General features: G+C 61.2%; 15 protein-coding genes, 1 other RNA gene and 1 pseudogene. 7 read left to right on the top strand and 10 right to left on the bottom strand.

Annotation, left to right across the window (positions count from 1 at the left end; translation table 11 throughout):
- The first annotated feature begins 284 nt into the window (after window positions 1–284).
- Window positions 285–950, top strand: coding sequence for a hypothetical protein (locus MAIT1_RS10900; protein WP_143814783.1), 666 nt, complete (start codon window positions 285–287; stop codon window positions 948–950).
- A 175-nt stretch (window positions 951–1,125) separates the two neighbouring features.
- Entirely contained in the window at window positions 1,126–1,854 is a 729-nt protein-coding gene (locus MAIT1_RS10895) for a hypothetical protein (RefSeq protein ID WP_143814782.1), read from the top strand.
- A 78-nt stretch (window positions 1,855–1,932) separates the two neighbouring features.
- On the opposite strand, the pseudogene MAIT1_RS10890 reads toward MAIT1_RS10895, so the two are convergent.
- Window positions 1,933–3,097: pseudogene (locus tag MAIT1_RS10890) on the bottom strand (IS3 family transposase).
- 319 nt (window positions 3,098–3,416) lie between these two features.
- Here MAIT1_RS10890 and cbiB point away from each other — a divergent pair.
- Both cbiB and msrA read left to right on the top strand, forming a co-directional pair.
- Complete coding sequence (gene cbiB, locus MAIT1_RS10885) at window positions 3,417–4,331, top strand: adenosylcobinamide-phosphate synthase CbiB (protein WP_085442302.1); 915 nt, start codon at window positions 3,417–3,419, stop codon at window positions 4,329–4,331.
- A gap of 80 nt (window positions 4,332–4,411) precedes the next feature.
- Complete coding sequence (gene msrA, locus MAIT1_RS10880; protein WP_085442301.1) at window positions 4,412–5,050, top strand: peptide-methionine (S)-S-oxide reductase MsrA; 639 nt, start codon at window positions 4,412–4,414, stop codon at window positions 5,048–5,050.
- Window positions 5,051–5,746: 696 nt separating this feature from the next.
- Here the strand turns inward: msrA and MAIT1_RS10875 are convergent.
- Window positions 5,747–6,790 (bottom strand): IS110 family RNA-guided transposase, encoded by a 1,044-nt coding sequence (locus MAIT1_RS10875; protein WP_085442222.1) that lies wholly within the window; start codon window positions 6,788–6,790, stop codon window positions 5,747–5,749.
- Window positions 6,791–7,123: 333 nt separating this feature from the next.
- Window positions 7,124–7,951 carry a VIT domain-containing protein gene (locus tag MAIT1_RS10870; protein ID WP_085442300.1) on the bottom strand — a complete coding sequence of 276 codons (828 nt, stop codon included), beginning with the start codon at window positions 7,949–7,951 and terminating at the stop codon, window positions 7,124–7,126.
- A 141-nt stretch (window positions 7,952–8,092) separates the two neighbouring features.
- Between MAIT1_RS10870 and MAIT1_RS10865 the strand changes: the two genes are divergently transcribed.
- Entirely contained in the window at window positions 8,093–8,707 is a 615-nt protein-coding gene (locus MAIT1_RS10865; protein WP_085442299.1) for a TetR/AcrR family transcriptional regulator, read from the top strand.
- Between the two features lie 52 nt (window positions 8,708–8,759).
- A complete protein-coding gene (locus tag MAIT1_RS10860) occupies window positions 8,760–9,614 on the top strand; it encodes an ATP-grasp domain-containing protein (protein WP_085442298.1) in 855 nt (284 codons plus the stop codon).
- A gap of 84 nt (window positions 9,615–9,698) precedes the next feature.
- Here MAIT1_RS10860 and MAIT1_RS10855 read toward each other — a convergent pair whose 3' ends face one another.
- The 7 genes from MAIT1_RS10855 to murA all read right to left on the bottom strand — a co-directional run bounded on the left by MAIT1_RS10855 (window position 9,699) and on the right by murA (window position 16,043).
- A complete protein-coding gene (locus MAIT1_RS10855; protein WP_085442297.1) occupies window positions 9,699–9,914 on the bottom strand; it encodes a hypothetical protein in 216 nt (71 codons plus the stop codon).
- A 164-nt stretch (window positions 9,915–10,078) separates the two neighbouring features.
- Entirely contained in the window at window positions 10,079–10,570 is a 492-nt protein-coding gene (locus MAIT1_RS10850) for a TIGR00645 family protein (protein ID WP_085442569.1), read from the bottom strand.
- A 65-nt stretch (window positions 10,571–10,635) separates the two neighbouring features.
- Complete coding sequence (locus MAIT1_RS10845; RefSeq protein WP_158089436.1) at window positions 10,636–11,397, bottom strand: DUF4197 domain-containing protein; 762 nt, start codon at window positions 11,395–11,397, stop codon at window positions 10,636–10,638.
- A 34-nt stretch (window positions 11,398–11,431) separates the two neighbouring features.
- Window positions 11,432–11,803, bottom strand: a complete 372-nt coding sequence (locus MAIT1_RS10840; protein ID WP_085442295.1) for a TraR/DksA family transcriptional regulator — start codon at window positions 11,801–11,803, stop codon at window positions 11,432–11,434.
- Entirely contained in the window at window positions 11,800–13,110 is a 1,311-nt protein-coding gene (locus MAIT1_RS10835; protein ID WP_085442294.1) for a GGDEF domain-containing protein, read from the bottom strand. Before MAIT1_RS10835 ends, MAIT1_RS10840 begins: the two co-directional genes overlap by 4 nt.
- A gap of 142 nt (window positions 13,111–13,252) precedes the next feature.
- Window positions 13,253–14,569 carry a histidinol dehydrogenase gene (gene hisD / locus MAIT1_RS10830; RefSeq protein WP_085442293.1) on the bottom strand — a complete coding sequence of 439 codons (1,317 nt, stop codon included), beginning with the start codon at window positions 14,567–14,569 and terminating at the stop codon, window positions 13,253–13,255.
- Between the two features lie 220 nt (window positions 14,570–14,789).
- Window positions 14,790–16,043: a UDP-N-acetylglucosamine 1-carboxyvinyltransferase gene (gene murA / locus MAIT1_RS10825; RefSeq protein ID WP_085442292.1), complete on the bottom strand. Its 1,254-nt coding sequence runs from the start codon at window positions 16,041–16,043 to the stop codon at window positions 14,790–14,792.
- A 125-nt stretch (window positions 16,044–16,168) separates the two neighbouring features.
- Between murA and ssrA the strand changes: the two genes are divergently transcribed.
- Window positions 16,169–16,532, top strand: a transfer-messenger RNA (tmRNA) gene (ssrA, locus tag MAIT1_RS10820).
- The last annotated feature ends 129 nt before the right edge of the window (window positions 16,533–16,661 follow it).

Here is a 16,661-nt window from a genome sequence, read left to right as displayed (position 1 = left end):
GCAATAACATTAATAATTCACAGAACAACAACAAACAGACAGAACGCCCCCTCTCCAATAGATGATAAAAACGATTCCCTTCTGCATTTTACGTATGAAATAAAATCATATTAACAATAATTATCTTATATCACCTCAAAACATGAGCATACATTGATATTTTTTACCCTTAATATTATATTTGTTGAACTCTCCAGTTCTGTGGGTTAGATTTTTCTCAGCCCAGACTTTATTACCAGAAGGAGCAAACCATGGGGAAACCCGCAATTTCATTGACAGCATCCATGCTTTTGGTTATTTCACTTTCCGCATGCGGGGGCGGGGGCGGCGGCTCCAGCTCCTCCAGCAGCAGCAGCGCAACCAGCGTCACCACCAGCACCGGCATCTTCACCGACGCGCCGGTGGATGGGCTCTACTACACCACCACCAGCGGTCAGAGCGGTTTCACCAGCAACGGCGGCCAATACACCTATGTGGATGGCGATACGGTCACCTTCTATCTGGGAGAGGATAGCGGCGGCATCCTGCTGGGCTCGGCCACCGCTTCGGGCACGGTGACGCCGCTGACCATGGCGGGCGTGGCGGATTCCACCGATCAACGCGTGGTCAATATGGCGCGCCTGCTGCAATCGCTGGACGACGCCACCGACGGCAACATCGCCATTACCGCCAACATGCGCGCCCAGGCCTCGATTCTGTCGCGCAGCGGCATGACGCTGGATTTCAACGTCAGCACTTCCGCGTTCGACAACTACACCTCTTCGGGCATCACCATCAGCAGCATGATTCAAACCGTCAGCAGCGCCGACGGCGGAAGCGCGCGCTCGCTGCAGAGCGCCACCGCCGCCCAAGAGCATCTGCAAGACACCCTGGGGACGCGCTCGGTGAGCACCGCGTCGCTGTCGGGAACCTTCAACGGGGGGGGCCGTTTACTACTCCAACGCCTATAACATCGGCGTCCTGGTCGGATACAGCGAAACCTATGACGGCTCCGGCAACCAGACCAACAGCGTCTCCCTCTCACTGGGCTCCACATCACTGTCAGCCAGCGGTAGCGGCGTCGCTTCTGTGGACTCGACGGGCAAATATTTCGAAAAGGGCGATAACGCAGACGGTATCGGCGCCATGACCAATGACGGCGAGGTCATCGTCATGGTCAACACCTCCAGCGGCAACCCCGCCCTGGCGATGTCGGTGCGCGCCCCCAGTGGATTGAGCTTGGCGGACAGCGCCGGAACCTACCACTACGTCTGGGCTGAAAACGTCCCCGCCACCAGTTATGGAACCATCACGTTGGATGGCGCCGGCTCCGGCACATGGAGCCAATCGGTGAGCTCCACCGGCTCGCTCTCAAGCGGCACGCTCACTTACTCCCTCTCCAGCGACGGCGTCTTCACCGCCACCCAGAGCAATGGCTATGAACTCAAAGGGGCGTTTAATTCAGACCTCAGCGTACTCACGTACTACTCCAGCGCGCTGCTCAACAACACCTACAAAGGCTTCGGCGTGGCGGGCAAACAGGGCAGCAGCCTGAGCGCCTCCAATGTCTTGGGCGACTACTACTACATGGGGTATGTCAAATCCCCGGCCTCCATTTTCGGGCAATTCACCGCAGATGGGAAAGGCGGCTACTCCGGCTTGAGCAAGCTGGAGGGCACGAGTTCTTCGGCCTTCGCCACCACCAGCGGCTCTTACACGATTTCAAGCAGCGGCAAATTCACCTCCACCACGATGATCAGCGGCTACAACGGCGTCGGCTTTATCACCCCGGACGGCAGCTTCATGGCCATGGTGGACACCGACATCAGCGACAACTCCATCAGCATCAGCACCGCCATCCGCAAAAGCCAGTAATCCCCGACCCAAAACCCAACAGGGCGCCCCAAGGGGCGCCCTGTTGGGTTTGATGGGGCAACCCTTTTGTGGACAGTTTTAAGCGGGAATTTTGGCCGCTTGATCATACTGAGCAGGTGTCATATAGCCGATTGTTGAATGCTTCCTCTGTCGGTTGTAGAAAACCTCGATGTACTCAAAAATCGCCTGCATGGCCTCTTGGCGAGAATCGTAGACACGATTTGTGATCAACTCAGTTTTGAGCGTGCCGAAGAAGCTCTCGGCAGGCGCATTATCCCAGCAATCCCTGGATCGGCTCATGCTTTGGATGAAGCCCTTCTCCCGCAACAGCTTTCTGAACAGGTTGGAGGCGTATTGACTGCCTCGGTCGCTATGAACCAATAGGCCTGACAAGGGCTTGCGCTTGAAGCAGGCCATCATCAAGGCGTCGGTCACCAGCGAAGCTTTCATGTGATCGGCCATAGACCAGCCGACCACGCAGCGAGAATAGAGATCGATTCACACCGCCAGATAGAGCCACCCCTCTTTGGTCGCCACATAGGTGATGTCGCCAACGTAGGCGCGATCTGGGTGGGACGCCGTAAACTCTCTGTTCAGGCGGTTTGGCGCAACAGGCAGAGCGTGATCTGAGTCCGTTGTCACCACTTTGAAGCGGCGCTGCGCCTTGCAAACCAAACCCAAGCCCCTTTTGATCCGAGCGATGCGACGACGACTGACGCGCACGCCATGCTCAATCAGGCTTTGGCGGATGCGCCGTGAGCCATACGTATCTCGACTCTCATGGAATATCTCCGCTATCCATTCACCCAGAAGCCGAGTCTCTTCCACTCGTGGAGATTCCAGGCGCTGAAGCCATGCATAATATCCGCTTCTGGACATCCAATACACGGCAAAGCGCATCTATGGCGTGATACGCATTCTGCCGCTTGATGAAGGCGCACCTACCTCACGGGATGTCCTTGGCGAAGTACGCACACGCCTTTTTTAGAATCGTCTGTTCCTCTTTCAGGCGCGCCAGCTCTTTGCGTAAACGCTTGTTCTCCTGCTCTAAATCCTTCTGGCTAGAGGAGCTCTTCCCAGAGATTGGGCTCGTCCTCTCGGCTGTGCGCCAGTTGTAGAGCGTCTTGGGGCTGAGATCCAACTGCCTGGCGACCTCAGCTACCGACAAATCGGAGCTCTCAACCAGATCCAATGCGCGGCGCTTGAACTCCGCCGGATATCTCTTGCTGCGACTTTGACTCATCGGACACCTCATTTTTGGGGAGTCTCATTCTCCCTCAAATTTGGCGTCCACAAAAGTGTAGCCCCCTCAGAGGCGCTTGGCGCTCCTGCTGTTGGCGGGAACTGTGGCCAAACTCTCGGCGGAGTGGTTGGCGGGCGACTCCCTGTTGCTGGAGGGGGGTGGAGCGCCGCCACCGGCGTGCACCGGGCGGGGTTCGCCGCGGGGTTGGCGTTTGGGTGCTTAGGCGTCGATGCCTGCAAGAGGTTGGGCTGAGATTGGACCAAAAACTGGGGCGCTGCTAATCTATATCGCCATGTCCCGTAATATTTTCTGGAGAGTAATGGGATTGCAGAATTTCTTTGATCTCTTGCCTTGGTGCGTACTGGGGTTGGCGTTGGACGCCCTGCTGGGGGAGCCGACGCGCTGGCATCCGCTGGTGGGGTTCGGGCGTGCGGCGGCGGGACTGGAGCAGCGCGCCAATGGCGGTACACCCTGGCGACGGCGACTGCTGGGCGCGGCGGCGTGGCTACTGCTGATTGCGCCGCTGGTGGGCGTTGCTGCGCTGCTTCAGTCCTGGCTTGGCGTGTGGGTGGCTGCGCCGCTGCTCTATCTGGCGTTGGGCGGACGCAGCTTGATTGAGCATGGTCAGGCGGTGGCGCAGGCGTTTACCGCGTCGGGGCTGGAGTCGGCGCAGGAGCGCGTGGGCTATATGGTCAGTCGCGATGTGACGGAGATGTCCGAAGCCCAGGTGATTCGCGCCACTTTGGAATCTCTGCTGGAGAACGGCGCCGACGCCATCTTCGGCGCGCTGTTTTGGACCTTGCTGCTGGGCGCGCCCGGTGCGGTGCTGTATCGATTGGCCAATACCCTGGACGCCATGTGGGGCTATCGCTCCGCGCGTTTTGCCGCCTTTGGCTGGGCGGCGGCGCGGGCCGACGACGCGCTGAACCTGATTCCCGCCCGCTTGACTGCGCTGACTTACGCCCTGTGCGGCGATCTGCGCGCCGGTCTGCGCGCCTGGCGGGAGAATCGTAACGGGAAGAGTCCCAACAGCGGCGTGGTGATGGCTGCTGGGGCGGGTGCTTTGGGCTTGCGTCTGGGCGGGCTGACTCGCTATGGCGACGCGGTGGTCAATACGCCGGCCATGGGCCATGGCCGCGCGCCGCAGTGGGGGGATATCCCCCGCGCCGCCGCCTTGCTGCGACGCGGCATGGCGTTGTGGGGCGTCGTCATCTCCTTGGCGTGGCTGGCTTAATCGTCGGAGTGGGGAACCGTGCAGCGTCTGGGCTGTCTGACGCAGACAACCCCGTTTTTTAAAACATCTGGAGCAAGCCCATGTTTTTCATGACCAAGAAAGTGATTATGCCGAACCCGGAAGACGCCTTGCCCGGTCGCGAGGAGGCGATGTCCGTTCCCGCGCGTCACCATGTGTTGAACACTCCCATGAAGCCGCCGTTCCCCGATGGTGTGGAGCAACTGCTGGTGGGAATGGGCTGTTTCTGGGGCGCCGAGCGTCGGTTTTGGGAGTTGCCTGGGGTGCACGTCACCGCCGTGGGGTATGCGGCGGGCTATACCCCTAACCCCACTTATGAAGAGGTGTGCAGCAGCAAGACCGGCCATAATGAGGTGGTGCTGGTGGCGTTCGACCCGGATAAAGTCTCGCTGGAGCGCGTGCTGACCACCTTCTGGGAGGCTCATGACCCCACCCAGGGCATGCGTCAGGGCAACGATGTGGGCACGCAGTATCGCTCCGGGATCTACTATTATACGGACGCCCAGCGCGCGGCGGCGGAGGCGACCAAAGCGCGTTTTCAAACCGCGCTCACCAAGGCGGGGCTGCCGGAGATCACCACCGAGATCAAGCCAGCCGGGACGTTCTACTACGCCGAGGGTTACCATCAGCAATACCTGGCCAAGAACCCTGGCGGCTACTGCGGTCTGGGCGGTACCTGCGTGAGCATGCCGACGGGGTGAGCGGCGGCCAACGCGCACTGTGGTGCAGCAACCGGGCTGCCCACGGGGGCTCTGGGTGAATAGAATAAATCAAAACCAACACGGCACAGAACGGCCAATGTTTGCGTAACGTCGGTCCGGCTTGCGCTGACTATTGGCCGCCGACTGGTCGGCGGCGGGGTCTGGGGGCCGCGCCCCCAGCGGGGTGTGGGGCGGAGCCACACGGTTTGGTCGTTGGGAGTTCGAGGGCAAAGCCCTCGATATCTTTCATTATCCAAAAACCGAGCATGTCCGATTCTCGGTTCGACTAGCTATAGTCGCTAGCATTCAAAAGTGCACATATGGGCGCTGAAAGATATCGAGGGCTTCGCCCTCGAGTTCCCAAGATCAACAACCACACCGTGGGCTCCGCCCATGTATGGTCCGCTCCGCCACGGCAAGAGAAAATGTCCACTGATGTGTGAGACTTAGTCGCGCCCATGTATCCGGCCTGTTGATGAGGGGCTTGTCGCCCTCTGGCCCTGATGGAATTTGCGCGTGGCCCTCCTCAACACACCCTCGGCCTCAATGGGCCCTTGGGCAGAACAGGTTTTTGGCCACGCAGGGCTATGCCGTTTCATGCCATCAATCTCGACTCTCTCTCGCAACCTGGCTGGTGGGATCTCTTTCTCTTTCCTTATCGGCCTGTTTTTCTTTTAGAGTTGTATTGCGCTCTCTCTACACAGCGGCGCTGGCCCCATAGGCCTCCTGCTTCACCAGCATCGCCCACGCGCTGCGCGCCATGCGGTTGGCCAGCGCCACCACCGCTTTATTCGCGCCGCGGCGTTCCGACACCGACACCACCCATTGGCTGCGGCGATCCGGCTTGTTTTCACACACGCGCAAAGCCGCCCGCGCCCCATGAATCAACAGGGTGCGAAGATAACCGTTTCCCCGCTTGCTGATCCCCGTCAGCCACGCCTTGCCCCCTGTGGAGTGCTGATTCGGAACCAACCCTATCCATGCCGACAGCTCCCGGCCATTCTTAAACGCCCGCACATCCCCCACCGACGCCAACAGCGCCGTCGCCGTGATCGGTCCCACTCCCGGGATCGTCATCAGCAATCGACACTGCGGCTCCGCCTTGGCCAGCGCCTCAATCTCACGCTCATATTTGCCGATGCGCTCATCCAAATGCGCCAGCTCATCGCGCTCATCCTCCAGAATTACGCGAAAATTGGCGCTCATTTCCGAGCTCTCATCACTCAAAATCAGCACAATCGCCCGCCGCGCCTGCTTGATGCTCTTGGGAAAGACAATCCCATACTCGGCAAGCAGTCCGCGAATCTGGTTCACCAACGCCGTGCGGTTCTTCACCGCCAGACTGCGCACCCGATGCAACGCTAGAATTTCTTGCTGGGCAACGCTTTTGATCCCCACAAAACGCATATTCGGACGCTGTACCGCTTCACATATCGCCTCAGCGTCCACGCTGTCGTTCTTGTGCCGCTTCACGTAGGGCTTCACATATTGCGGCGCCATCAAACGCACTTCATGCCCATATCCCTGAAATTTCCGCGCCCAGTGATGCGCGCCGCTACTGGCTTCCATCCCCACCAGGCACGGCGGCAGTTGCGCCATGAACTCCAGTAACTTATCTCGTTTCAAGCGCTGTTTCAGAACGCTCTTGCCGCGCGCATCGACGCCATGCAACTGAAACACGCTCTTGCCCAGATCAATCCCCAGTACCCGTACCTGTCCGTTTTCGATATGATTGCTCATGGTCCGCTCCGACTCCGTTTAGATGGAAAAACACACCACCATCTTGGCCCATTGCGAGGCCGTTTGGGTAGCGGAGCGGACCATTCCATTACACCCGCTTAAGGGTCACAGACCCTATGACGATTTGGCAGGATTGCCAAATCGGACTCGCGCAGCGAGCCCGCAGGGTGAGGGCCATGGATGGCCCGAATCAATCCCGCCTCCGGCCAGTCGGCGGCCAATAGTCAGCGCAAGCCGGGCCTACGTCACGCAAACATTTAAGTGTTTGGATGTGAGCCATTCTGAATTCAAGCGACTATAGGTGACCAGATCGATGGCGCCGGGCAGCCCCGTCTATTGCCGCCTGTAGAGCGCCACATCGGTATCCAGCCGCACGGATGACGCCGAGACCGCGGCCATGGCTTCTGCCGTCGCCGCCTCCTCTACCGCCGTTGAAGCTGCGGTGCCTTTGTCCATATGCGCGCGCCAACCGCCGTCCGCCTGCCGGGTGAACCGCATGCCCGGATGCGCCGGGGCCCGCAGCGCAGTGACCGGATAGCCATCGCGCAGCGTCACATCGAAACTGAAATAGCCGCTCACGGCGTCATTCTGACTCCAAAAGCGCATCTGCGCATCGTCCACCCCACCCGTCTCCATGGGGTAGAGATAGCGCCCCACCCCCGCATCCATCTCCACCGGCTGCATATAGGTCAGACGCACGCGCACGGCGTCGTTGGCGCGCACCGGCCACACCCGGGTCTCGAAGCGCTTGAACCCCTCCTGCTGCGCCAGTGCGGTCTCGCGCCCGGCGGATTTTTCACGCTCATACAGCGCGCGCGCCTGCTGCTTGCGCATCACCTCGCCGGTCACCGGCTGGCCGTTGATCCAGTAGGTAAACTCCGCCAACGCCCCGTGCTTGGGCAGCGGAAACGCATACAGCGCCTCCAGATCCTGACTGTGGGGGTTGTGGAAGGTCTGCTCCACCGTGGTGACGGCAAAGCCGCCGTCGATCACCACCGAGACCTTGTGCTCGCCTATGGCCAGTTGCGGCAGATTGACCCCGTTGGGGGTTATCAATCCCGCCGCCTGGGCATCGCCTGCCGCTGTGTGCAGCGCCGCCGCCAACGCCGCCGTTGCCAGCGCGGTTTTGGCCCACCGTTTCGCCTGCTGAGAAATTTTCATCGTCGGCCCCTATATGACCATTGTTCAATTTTGCGCCGCATGCCGCCACGACACGTTTGTATACAGAGATAGCTTGACAATGAACAGCGTTCAATATAAAAATGAACTCAGTTCACATTTTTTTCTGACACAGGCGCGCACATGGGCAGACGATCCGATCACAATCGGGAAGAACTCATTGAAATGGCGTTGCAAGAGAGCCGACGCATCGTCGCCAAGGAGGGTCTGGAGGGGCTCACCGCGCGGCGCGTGGCCGGGGCCATGGGCTACTCGGTGGGCACGCTGTACAATCTGTTTGGCAATCTGGACGGGCTGATCATGGCGCTCAATGCGCGCACGGTGGCGGAGCTGCAACTGGCGCTGGCGCAGACCCGCGCCGAGGCCGCCGACGCCGATGTCGCAGAGGTGGTGGAGCGCATGGCGCAGCTCTATCAGCTCCATGTGCGCGATAACGCTGGTGTCTGGCGCGCGGTGTTTGATCACCACCTGGGCAAACAGCGCGAGGTGAGCGCGGAGTATCGCCACAGCATCGCCGCAGCCCTGGCCGAGCTGGAGCAGGCGCTCGCCCCGCTCTATGGCGCCGACCACGCCGCCTGCGCCACCGCGGCGCGCACCTTGTGGAGCGCGCTGCACGGCATCTGTTCGCTGGCGCTGGAGGATCGCTTGACGGTGGTGGGGGCGCCGGAGGATCCGCAGGAGATGGCGCGTCTGCTGGTGCGCAACTTCCTGCGGGGCGCACGCAGGCAAGCGCCCTAAATTCGCCGCGCTTTTTCACCGCGCCACGCCAACAACAGAGCGCCTTAACGCCATGAACAACAATCTCAAAGCTCTGATCGCCGCCTGTGACGCGTTGGGCGTCCCCTATACGCGCCATCACGCCAGTCAAAATTTGGTTCTCGTTGACGCAGGCGGCGCGCGACACCCCTTCGTCAATTGGAGCACGCCGCTCAACTCCCACGCCATCGCCCGACTGTGCGAAGACAAGGAGTACTTCCAAACCCTCTTCGGCGCAGTCGTGCGCATGCCGCGCGCCAAGGGGTATCTCACCCCCTACTGCGCAGAGCGTTTCGCGCCCTATCTGCAGCACCAGACTCTGCACGACATCATCGATGACATGGAGCGTCAATTCCCCTACCCGTTTATCGTCAAGAAGAACCGTGGCGCCAGCGGCGACAAGGTGTTTCTGGTCAGAGACAGACGCCAATTGGAGAGCAGCCTGATGGCGATCTTCAATCCGGCGGATGCGGGCTCAGACTATCTCTGTCTGGCCCAGGAGCGCATCGACATCGTCCAGGAGTATCGTGCGGTGTTTGTGGATGGGGAGCTGGTTCTATGCTACCGCAAGGCGCTGGACGACGCAGCGTATGCGGGCAATCTGAGCCCGCTGCACTGGAGCGGCGCGCGCGCGATTGTGGAGGAGGATGCGGCAACGGTTGCCCGCATTGGCGCCTTCTGCCGCCCACTGTTTGAGACGCTGATGATTCCGTTCTGCGGGCTGGATATCGCCCTGGCCAGAAGCGGCGAGTTGGTTTTGATCGAGACCAACGCTTCGCCCGGCTTTGACAAGGTGATGGACGATTGTGGAATGGAGCCGGTCAAGCGGGTCTACCTGCAGATTCTGGCTCACTTAACGGGCGGAGAAACGCAGGATCGCTTCGCCTAAAAAAAACAGCGACGCGCCATATGGCGCGTCGCTGTTTCCTCATGCCAACCAGAACGCCGGACCCGCAGGCCCCGGCGCAGAGCCTTAGTAGGTGGACGGCTCTTTGGCGCTTTTACGGCGGTTCAACCAGACGTCCCCGGCAGCCAGCGCGCCGCCGCTCACCACCAACGCCACCAACACGTTGAGGGTGTCATTGCCGACGCCCGAGCGCACCAGGAAGATCAGCCCAATCAGGCCAACCAGAGTCAGGGCGACCAGCGCCGCCAACGGAACGATAGAACGGGTGCGATGCATAAACATGGCGATTCTCCTGCTTTGGCAGAGCCCCCTCCCTTATATTCAAGAGGCTCCTTTTGTGACGACTTTATATTAGCAAGAGACTCGCCACTCCCCTAGCAGTGTTGCACACTTTTTACATTTTTTAATGGATGATTCATTCACAGAAAGTATGCCATACAACATTTTCAATCATGCGCAAACATTTTGTCGATAGCCGCCATTAACACAGCGGAAACCACAAAGGTCAGATGGATAATCACCATCCACATGAGCTTGTCGTTGGCGATATTCTGTGAGCCCATGAACGCTTTGAGCAGATGAATAGAGGAGATGGCCACAATGGATGCTGACAGCTTCACCTTCAGCGAACCGGCGTCCAGCTTACCGAGCCAGGAGAGACGCTCCTGCCCCTCATCCAAATCCAGACTGGAGACGTGATTCTCATAGCCGGAGAGGATGACCATGATCAGCAGATTGGCCACCAGCACCATATCGATGAGGGCCAACGCCGCCAACACCACATCGGTCTCCTTCATGCTCCAGAGCATCGGCGCCAAGTGTAACGCCTCCTGGAAGAATTTCAGGCCCAAGGCGATAAACAGCAGGGTCAAGCCCACATACAGGGGCATGAGCAGCCAACGACTGGCGAACAGCCAGCGCTCAATGACACGTTCCAACGTTTTGAAAGACATGACGGCAGGTCTCGACAACGGCAGAGAGAGGGGAAGAGTTTCGGAAAGGCTCAAGAGGGGTCGGATGAACCGAACACCCGTTGCAGAATCTCGCCTGCGCGGGCGGCGGGATCGGTGCGGATGCGCGCCTCCTCCTGGGCCATCATGACAAACAGGCCATCCACGGCCTTCTCGGTCACATAGGCGTCCAGATCGCGATCCAGGTCGATCCAACTGGCGGCCAACCCACCCTGTTGACGAATGGCGCCGATCAGGGATTTATACGCCCCAGAGACCCCCGCCTGACGGGTGTGGCGAGCGATGATGGGGGCAAACGCCTTCTCCAGCTCGCCGCGCGCATTCAGTTGCAGATACTGCGTGGCCGCATCCTGGCCGCCCAGCAGCAGATTGCGCGCATCGGCGATACTCATTTTGCTGATGGCGCGGGCGAATATCTCCAACGCCGCTGGAACCGCCTTTTCGGCGGCGCTGTTCATACTGGCGACAAAGGACTCCTCGATCTCCTCCTTGCCGATGGCGTGCAACAACTTGACCAGCGGTTTGAGGGTGGCGGGGGTTTCAATGCGAATCTGCGGACGCGAGGAGAAGCCCCCCTGCCGTCCCAGCTCGGCAATGGCGCGCTTGGCGCCCAATTGCAGCGCCGCCTTCAGGCCATTGCCCATCTCGGTTTCGGTGAGCCCCTCCAGATCAGGCTTGGCGTCGGTGGAGTTCGCTCCGCCGCCAAACAAGCGCGCGGCCTCATCCAGTAGTCCGCCCCACGACTGCGCCTGCGCCGGAGCAGCGCCGCACAACAGGAGCGCAACCAGCGCCAAAAGAGCGCTTCCTCCAGTCACAAATCGTCGCTGCTCACTCATCGCTATTCTGCTCCGCTTGACGCGCACACCCCACACAGGTGGGCAATGAGGGGTCTAGCTCCAGCCGCCCCGTTTCGATAAATCCGCCGCACGTTACGCAGCAGCCGAACTCGTCCTCTTCCACGCGCGCCAGCGCGCTGGCGATACGGCGCAGCTCCTGCGCGCGCTGCCTGGCGCTCTGCTGCGCCATGGCCTGAACCTGCAGGGCGTCCATGCGGCTCAGGCGCCCCACCCGGCTCTGGTCCAGCTCCACCGCCGCTGCGGTCTCGGCGCTGCTGGCGGCGTCGGCCTGCAACTCAGCGCGCCGCGCCAACAAGCGCGCGCGGATCGCATCCAAATCCCACTGCGGTTCGGCGTCGCTCATGAGGCGCCGGTGGTCACATGGTGCGACTCAATCACCGGCGCAGCGTTGAGGCCGCGAATCACCGCTTCCGGGCTCTCTTTGCGCTCGGCCAGATGCGACGCCTCCTGGGCGATCACCAGCATCTCGCGCAGATCGTCATGCAGCTCCATGCATACGCCGATATGAAAACGCGCGTGAATGCGCCGCCCCTGGAAGGTGGCTTCGATACTCTCCAGACGCTCCTTCACCGCGGCAAAAAAGGTCTTGGCGGAATCAGGCTTCATGCCCACCATCAACACCATGAACTCGTCGGGGCCGAACTGGCCCACCACATCGTTGTTGCGGAAGTTGCGCTGCATCTCCTGCGCCAGCCGTTTGCGCAGCAGCTCAGCGGCCATGGGCGCATGCAGACGACGCATCCTGCCAAACCCCTCCACCCGGAACATGGCGGTGGAGAGCCCCAGGTTACCGCGTTTGGCGTTGGCGTGGAGCGCCAGACCGCGCTCAAGGAAACCGCGCCGATTGACCAGGCCGGTCACCCGATCCACGGTGGCGGCGCGTTTATAGCCTTGATTATATTCAAACAGCGCCATGGCGCGGTCGATCTGGCGCAGAAACAGCGTGCGGCCCAGCGGCTGGCGAATCAGATCATCGGCGCCGCTCTTGACCAGCAGCAAGCCAATCTCATCGCACGCGGTGGAGGCGCAGGAGTCTACGCAGGCCAGCACCACCAGCTCATTGCGGGTCCACTGCAGCCGCACTTGGGCGACCAACGCCGCCGCCTCCTTTTCACTCATCCCCTGCACGATGAGCAGACGCACCCCCACATCAGCCTGCAAGGCGCCGAACATCCCCTGGGCGTCATCGGCCTCCATGATGCGGAAGCGGCGCAGACGCAACATGTCGTTCAAGCGCGTGCGCAGTTCGCCTCGGGGCCCCACCAGCAGGGCGTGCATCCCCTGATTCCACAACAGACGGTCGGCCAGCAGCAGCAGACGCTCCATGGCGTCGGCGGAGTCGGCGCTGAAAAAGTCGGTCACATATTCGGGAAACGCCTTGAGCGCTTGGCCGCCCTCTTCAATGGAGTCGGCCAGCGCCAGCACCGGCACGCCGCGTTTGCCCAGGGCTTCAATCAACGAGGCGCATTCGCTGTCGCCTGGCAGATACTGCACCACCCCCAAACGCCACGCTTGCTCGCTGCGCGCCAGTTTACGCGCAGCCACCAGATCCCGACTCTCCGTCACGCGACAGCCGCCATCCCGCTGCAAGTTTTGCGACAGAATGGAACAGAGCAGCGGGCTAGCGTGGCACAGGAGAATCTGATTCATAACAGCGGGTCCCTCAACGAAATTGGCGCGACGGCAAAAGCCTTAGCTTACGCCATCACACGGAAAAACGCCCTGCAAAAAACGTTCTCCACACAATTTATTGGGAATGTCCCATGACGCCTTTTCGATTGCGCCACTGCTCTTAATCGGCCTCGCGCAGACGCAGATCCACGCTCAATTGGTGCGCCGTCAACCCCTCGGAGGCGGCCAAAACCGACGCCCCCGGACCGATGCATCGCAACGCCTCGGGGGAGCAATCGATCAAGCTGGTGCGGGTGATAAAGTCATGCACCCCCAAAGGGTTGGAGAAGCGCGCGGTGCCATTGGTGGGCAGCACGTGATTGGGACCCGCCACATAGTCGCCCACCGCCTCGGGGGTGTAACGACCCAGGAAGATCGCGCCGGCATTGCGGATCAGCGGCAACAGCGCGCGTGGGTCGGCCACCGCCAACTCCAAGTGCTCCGGCGCCACGCGGGAGGCGATGCGCGCGCCCTCCTCCAGATCCGGCACAATAATCACGCCGCCGCGCTCATTGAGGGATTGCAGGCAGATTTCGGTGCGGCTCAGACTGAGCAGATGCGCCTCGATGGCCGCCTCCACGCGGTCGGCGAAGTCGGCGTCATCGGTGATCAGGATCGACTGCGCATCGGGATCGTGTTCGGCCTGGGACAGCAGATCGGCGGCGATCCAACGGGGATCGTTCTGATTATCCGCCACCACCAGGATCTCCGACGGTCCGGCGATCATGTCGATGCCCACCTGACCAAACACCTGGCGCTTGGCCATGGCCACATAGATGTTGCCCGGGCCGACGATCTTATCCACCCCCGGGACGCTCTGCGTGCCATAAGCCATGGCCGCCACCGCCTGGGCCCCGCCCATGCGGAAGGCGCGATCCACCCCGGCGATGCGCGCGGCGGCCAGGATCAGCGGGTTGACCTCGCCATTGGGCGTGGGCACCGCCATGATCAGCTCCTCCACCCCGGCGACTTTGGCCGGAATAGCGTTCATCAGCACCGACGAGGGGTAGCTGGCGCGCCCGCCCGGCACGTAGAGTCCGGCCCGTTGCAGCGGGGCCACGCGCTGACCCAGCATGGCCCCAGCGGCGTCGCGGAACTCATGATTGCCCAGCTGCGGCAGTTGCCACTGGTGATAGGCGCGGATGCGCTCGGCGGCCTCTTTGAGGGCCTCCAGTTCGGCGGGGGGAACTTCGGCGATGGCGGCGTCGATATCGGCCTCGGTGAACTCCAGACCCAGCGCGTGGACGTCGATCTTGTCGAAGCGTTGGGTGTAGTCGGCCACGGCGGCGTCGCCGTGGGCGCGCACATCGGCGATGATGTCGGCCACGGTCTTTTCGATCTGCGCCATATCGCCGGCGTCCCAGGTCACCAGTTGGGCGAAGCGGGCGTCGAAATCGGCGTCCTGGCTGTTGAGTCGGGTAATGGCCAGATCAGCCATGAGAGCTCTCCATCAGTCTTTTATAGGGGTCAATTCTCGCAAGATTCGTCGAGTCCAGGAGCAAATCTTGACGCAGGCGCGGAGTCAAACTAACGGGGGTCAAGGGGAATCATTCCCCTTGCGGGTCGAGGGCAGAGCCCTCGCGGGTCCAGGGCGGCGCCCTGGCGGGGTTTGGGGCAGCGCCCCAACATCTTTCATCTTCCAACCAGCGTTTTACATATCAAGAAAGCCGCTGAATGTCCGCCCCGAGCATGAGAAACTTCTCTTCGATGCGCTCATAGCCGCGATCGATGTGATAGACGCGATTGATCTGGGTTTCGCCCTCGGCGCAGAGCCCGGCGATGACCAGACTGGCCGAAGCGCGCAGATCGGTGGCCATCACCGGCGCGCCCGCCATGGGCTTGCCGCCGCGCACCAGCGCCGCATTGCCGTGTACGGTGATGTCGGCGCCCATGCGCTGCAACTCGGAGACGTGCATAAAGCGGTTTTCAAAAATGGTCTCTGTCACCTGTCCGGCGCCTTGGGCCACACAGTTGAGCACCATGATCTGCGCCTGCAGGTCGGTGGGGAAGCCGGGATAGGGCTGGGTGGTCACATCCACGCCGCGCAGCGGCTTCTCCACCCGGGTGCGAATGTAGTCGGGCCCCTCTTCGATGATGCAGCCCATCTCGCGCATCTTCTCAATGGGAGACTCCAGCATGGCGCCGTTGAGGCCGGTCACAGTGACATCGCCGCCAGTGGCCGCGCCCGCCATCATGAAGGTGCCCGCCTCGATGCGGTCGGGCAGCACCGGATGGGTGGCGCCGTGAAGGGAGTCGACCCCTTCAATGGTCATGGTCGGCGTGCCTGCACCGTGGATCTTGGCGCCCATGGCGTTGAGCATATTGGCCAGGTCCACCACCTCCGGTTCGCAGGCGGCGTTCTCCAGCACAGTGGTCCCTTTGGCCAGGGCTGCGGCCATCATCAGGTTTTCGCAACCGGTGACAGTGACGATATCGAACACAATGCGCGCGCCTTTGAGGCGATTGGCCTTCACTCGCACATAGCCGGACTCCAGCTGCACCTCGGCGCCCATCTTCTCCAGCCCCATCAGGTGCAGATTGATGGGGCGCGAGCCAATGGCGCAGCCGCCGGGCAGGGAGATCTCCGCATGGCCGTGGGCGGCCACCAGCGGCCCCATCACCAGCACCGAGGCGCGCATGGTGCGCACCAGGTCGTAGGGAGCCATGGTGTTATTGATTTTGGACGACTCGATGCCCACGCCGAGCTTCTCATCCACGGTGATGGACGCCCCATGCTGTCCTAATAGGTTCAGCATGGTGGTCACATCGCGCAGATGCGGCAGATTGGTGAGGGTGAGCGTATCCGCAGTCAGCAGCGCCGCCGCCAGCTCGGGCAGAGCGGCGTTTTTGGCCCCACTGATGGGCACGTTGCCATGTAGCGGCTTGCCGCCGCGAACGAGGATCTTATCCATAGTGCGGCTACTGTACTGTTCACACGCACGCCTGGGCAAGGCTCGGCGAATGCGGGCGCGATGAAATTTCATAGCAATCCCCGACCGCTTGGGGCATACTGAAGGACAGTCTGATGACATCATGTGGGGGCGAAACGGCTTCGACGGGGTGTGGAACGGACGCTGAGGCGACTAGGCATTGGGGACCGCCTTAATGGGCCCAAATTCACAATTGCCAACGACGAGCACTACGCTCCGGCTCTTGCTGCGGCCTAAACCGCAGTAATAGCGGGGCCCCGACCTGGGCCCGGCAACAGAAGTCTTCGGATAGGGTCAAGCCGGAATTCGCAGGCCGGTTGAAATCCAAGGGCGACCAGTTCTCCGAGGTTACGGGGGCGCGCCGACACCCGGCTGAAACGTTCGCGCGCAGCTATGCCGGAAGAATAGTCGTAACTCCTCACGCCTTATTACGCATTGCGGACCCGGGTTCGACTCCCGGCGCCTCCACCAATCAGGTTCCAGAGAACCTATCTCTGGCCAAAAGCCGCCCTCCGAGGCGGCTTTTGTGTGTCTGGAATTTGGCAATGATTCCAATGCTTAGCGACCAGCGCGTCGTGAATGTCGTGATCGCAAGGTTCG

The sequence above is a fragment of the Magnetofaba australis IT-1 genome (genome assembly GCF_002109495.1).
Classification (GTDB): Bacteria; Pseudomonadota; Magnetococcia; order Magnetococcales; family Magnetococcaceae; genus Magnetofaba; species Magnetofaba australis.
This window is presented reverse-complemented; position numbering and strand designations above follow the sequence as displayed.

Coding starts and splice junctions, on each gene's coding strand:
- MAIT1_RS10900 (WP_143814783.1), top strand. CDS start 285: ATGCTTTTGGTTATTTCACTTTCCGCATGCGGGGGCGGGGGCGGCGGC.
- MAIT1_RS10895 (WP_143814782.1), top strand. CDS start 1,126: ATGACCAATGACGGCGAGGTCATCGTCATGGTCAACACCTCCAGCGGC.
- cbiB (WP_085442302.1), top strand. CDS start 3,417: ATGGGATTGCAGAATTTCTTTGATCTCTTGCCTTGGTGCGTACTGGGG.
- msrA (WP_085442301.1), top strand. CDS start 4,412: ATGTTTTTCATGACCAAGAAAGTGATTATGCCGAACCCGGAAGACGCC.
- MAIT1_RS10875 (WP_085442222.1), bottom strand. CDS start 6,790: ATGAGCAATCATATCGAAAACGGACAGGTACGGGTACTGGGGATTGAT.
- MAIT1_RS10870 (WP_085442300.1), bottom strand. CDS start 7,951: ATGAAAATTTCTCAGCAGGCGAAACGGTGGGCCAAAACCGCGCTGGCA.
- MAIT1_RS10865 (WP_085442299.1), top strand. CDS start 8,093: ATGGGCAGACGATCCGATCACAATCGGGAAGAACTCATTGAAATGGCG.
- MAIT1_RS10860 (WP_085442298.1), top strand. CDS start 8,760: ATGAACAACAATCTCAAAGCTCTGATCGCCGCCTGTGACGCGTTGGGC.
- MAIT1_RS10855 (WP_085442297.1), bottom strand. CDS start 9,914: ATGTTTATGCATCGCACCCGTTCTATCGTTCCGTTGGCGGCGCTGGTC.
- MAIT1_RS10840 (WP_085442295.1), bottom strand. CDS start 11,803: ATGAGCGACGCCGAACCGCAGTGGGATTTGGATGCGATCCGCGCGCGC.
- MAIT1_RS10835 (WP_085442294.1), bottom strand. CDS start 13,110: ATGAATCAGATTCTCCTGTGCCACGCTAGCCCGCTGCTCTGTTCCATT.
- hisD (WP_085442293.1), bottom strand. CDS start 14,569: ATGGCTGATCTGGCCATTACCCGACTCAACAGCCAGGACGCCGATTTC.
- murA (WP_085442292.1), bottom strand. CDS start 16,043: ATGGATAAGATCCTCGTTCGCGGCGGCAAGCCGCTACATGGCAACGTG.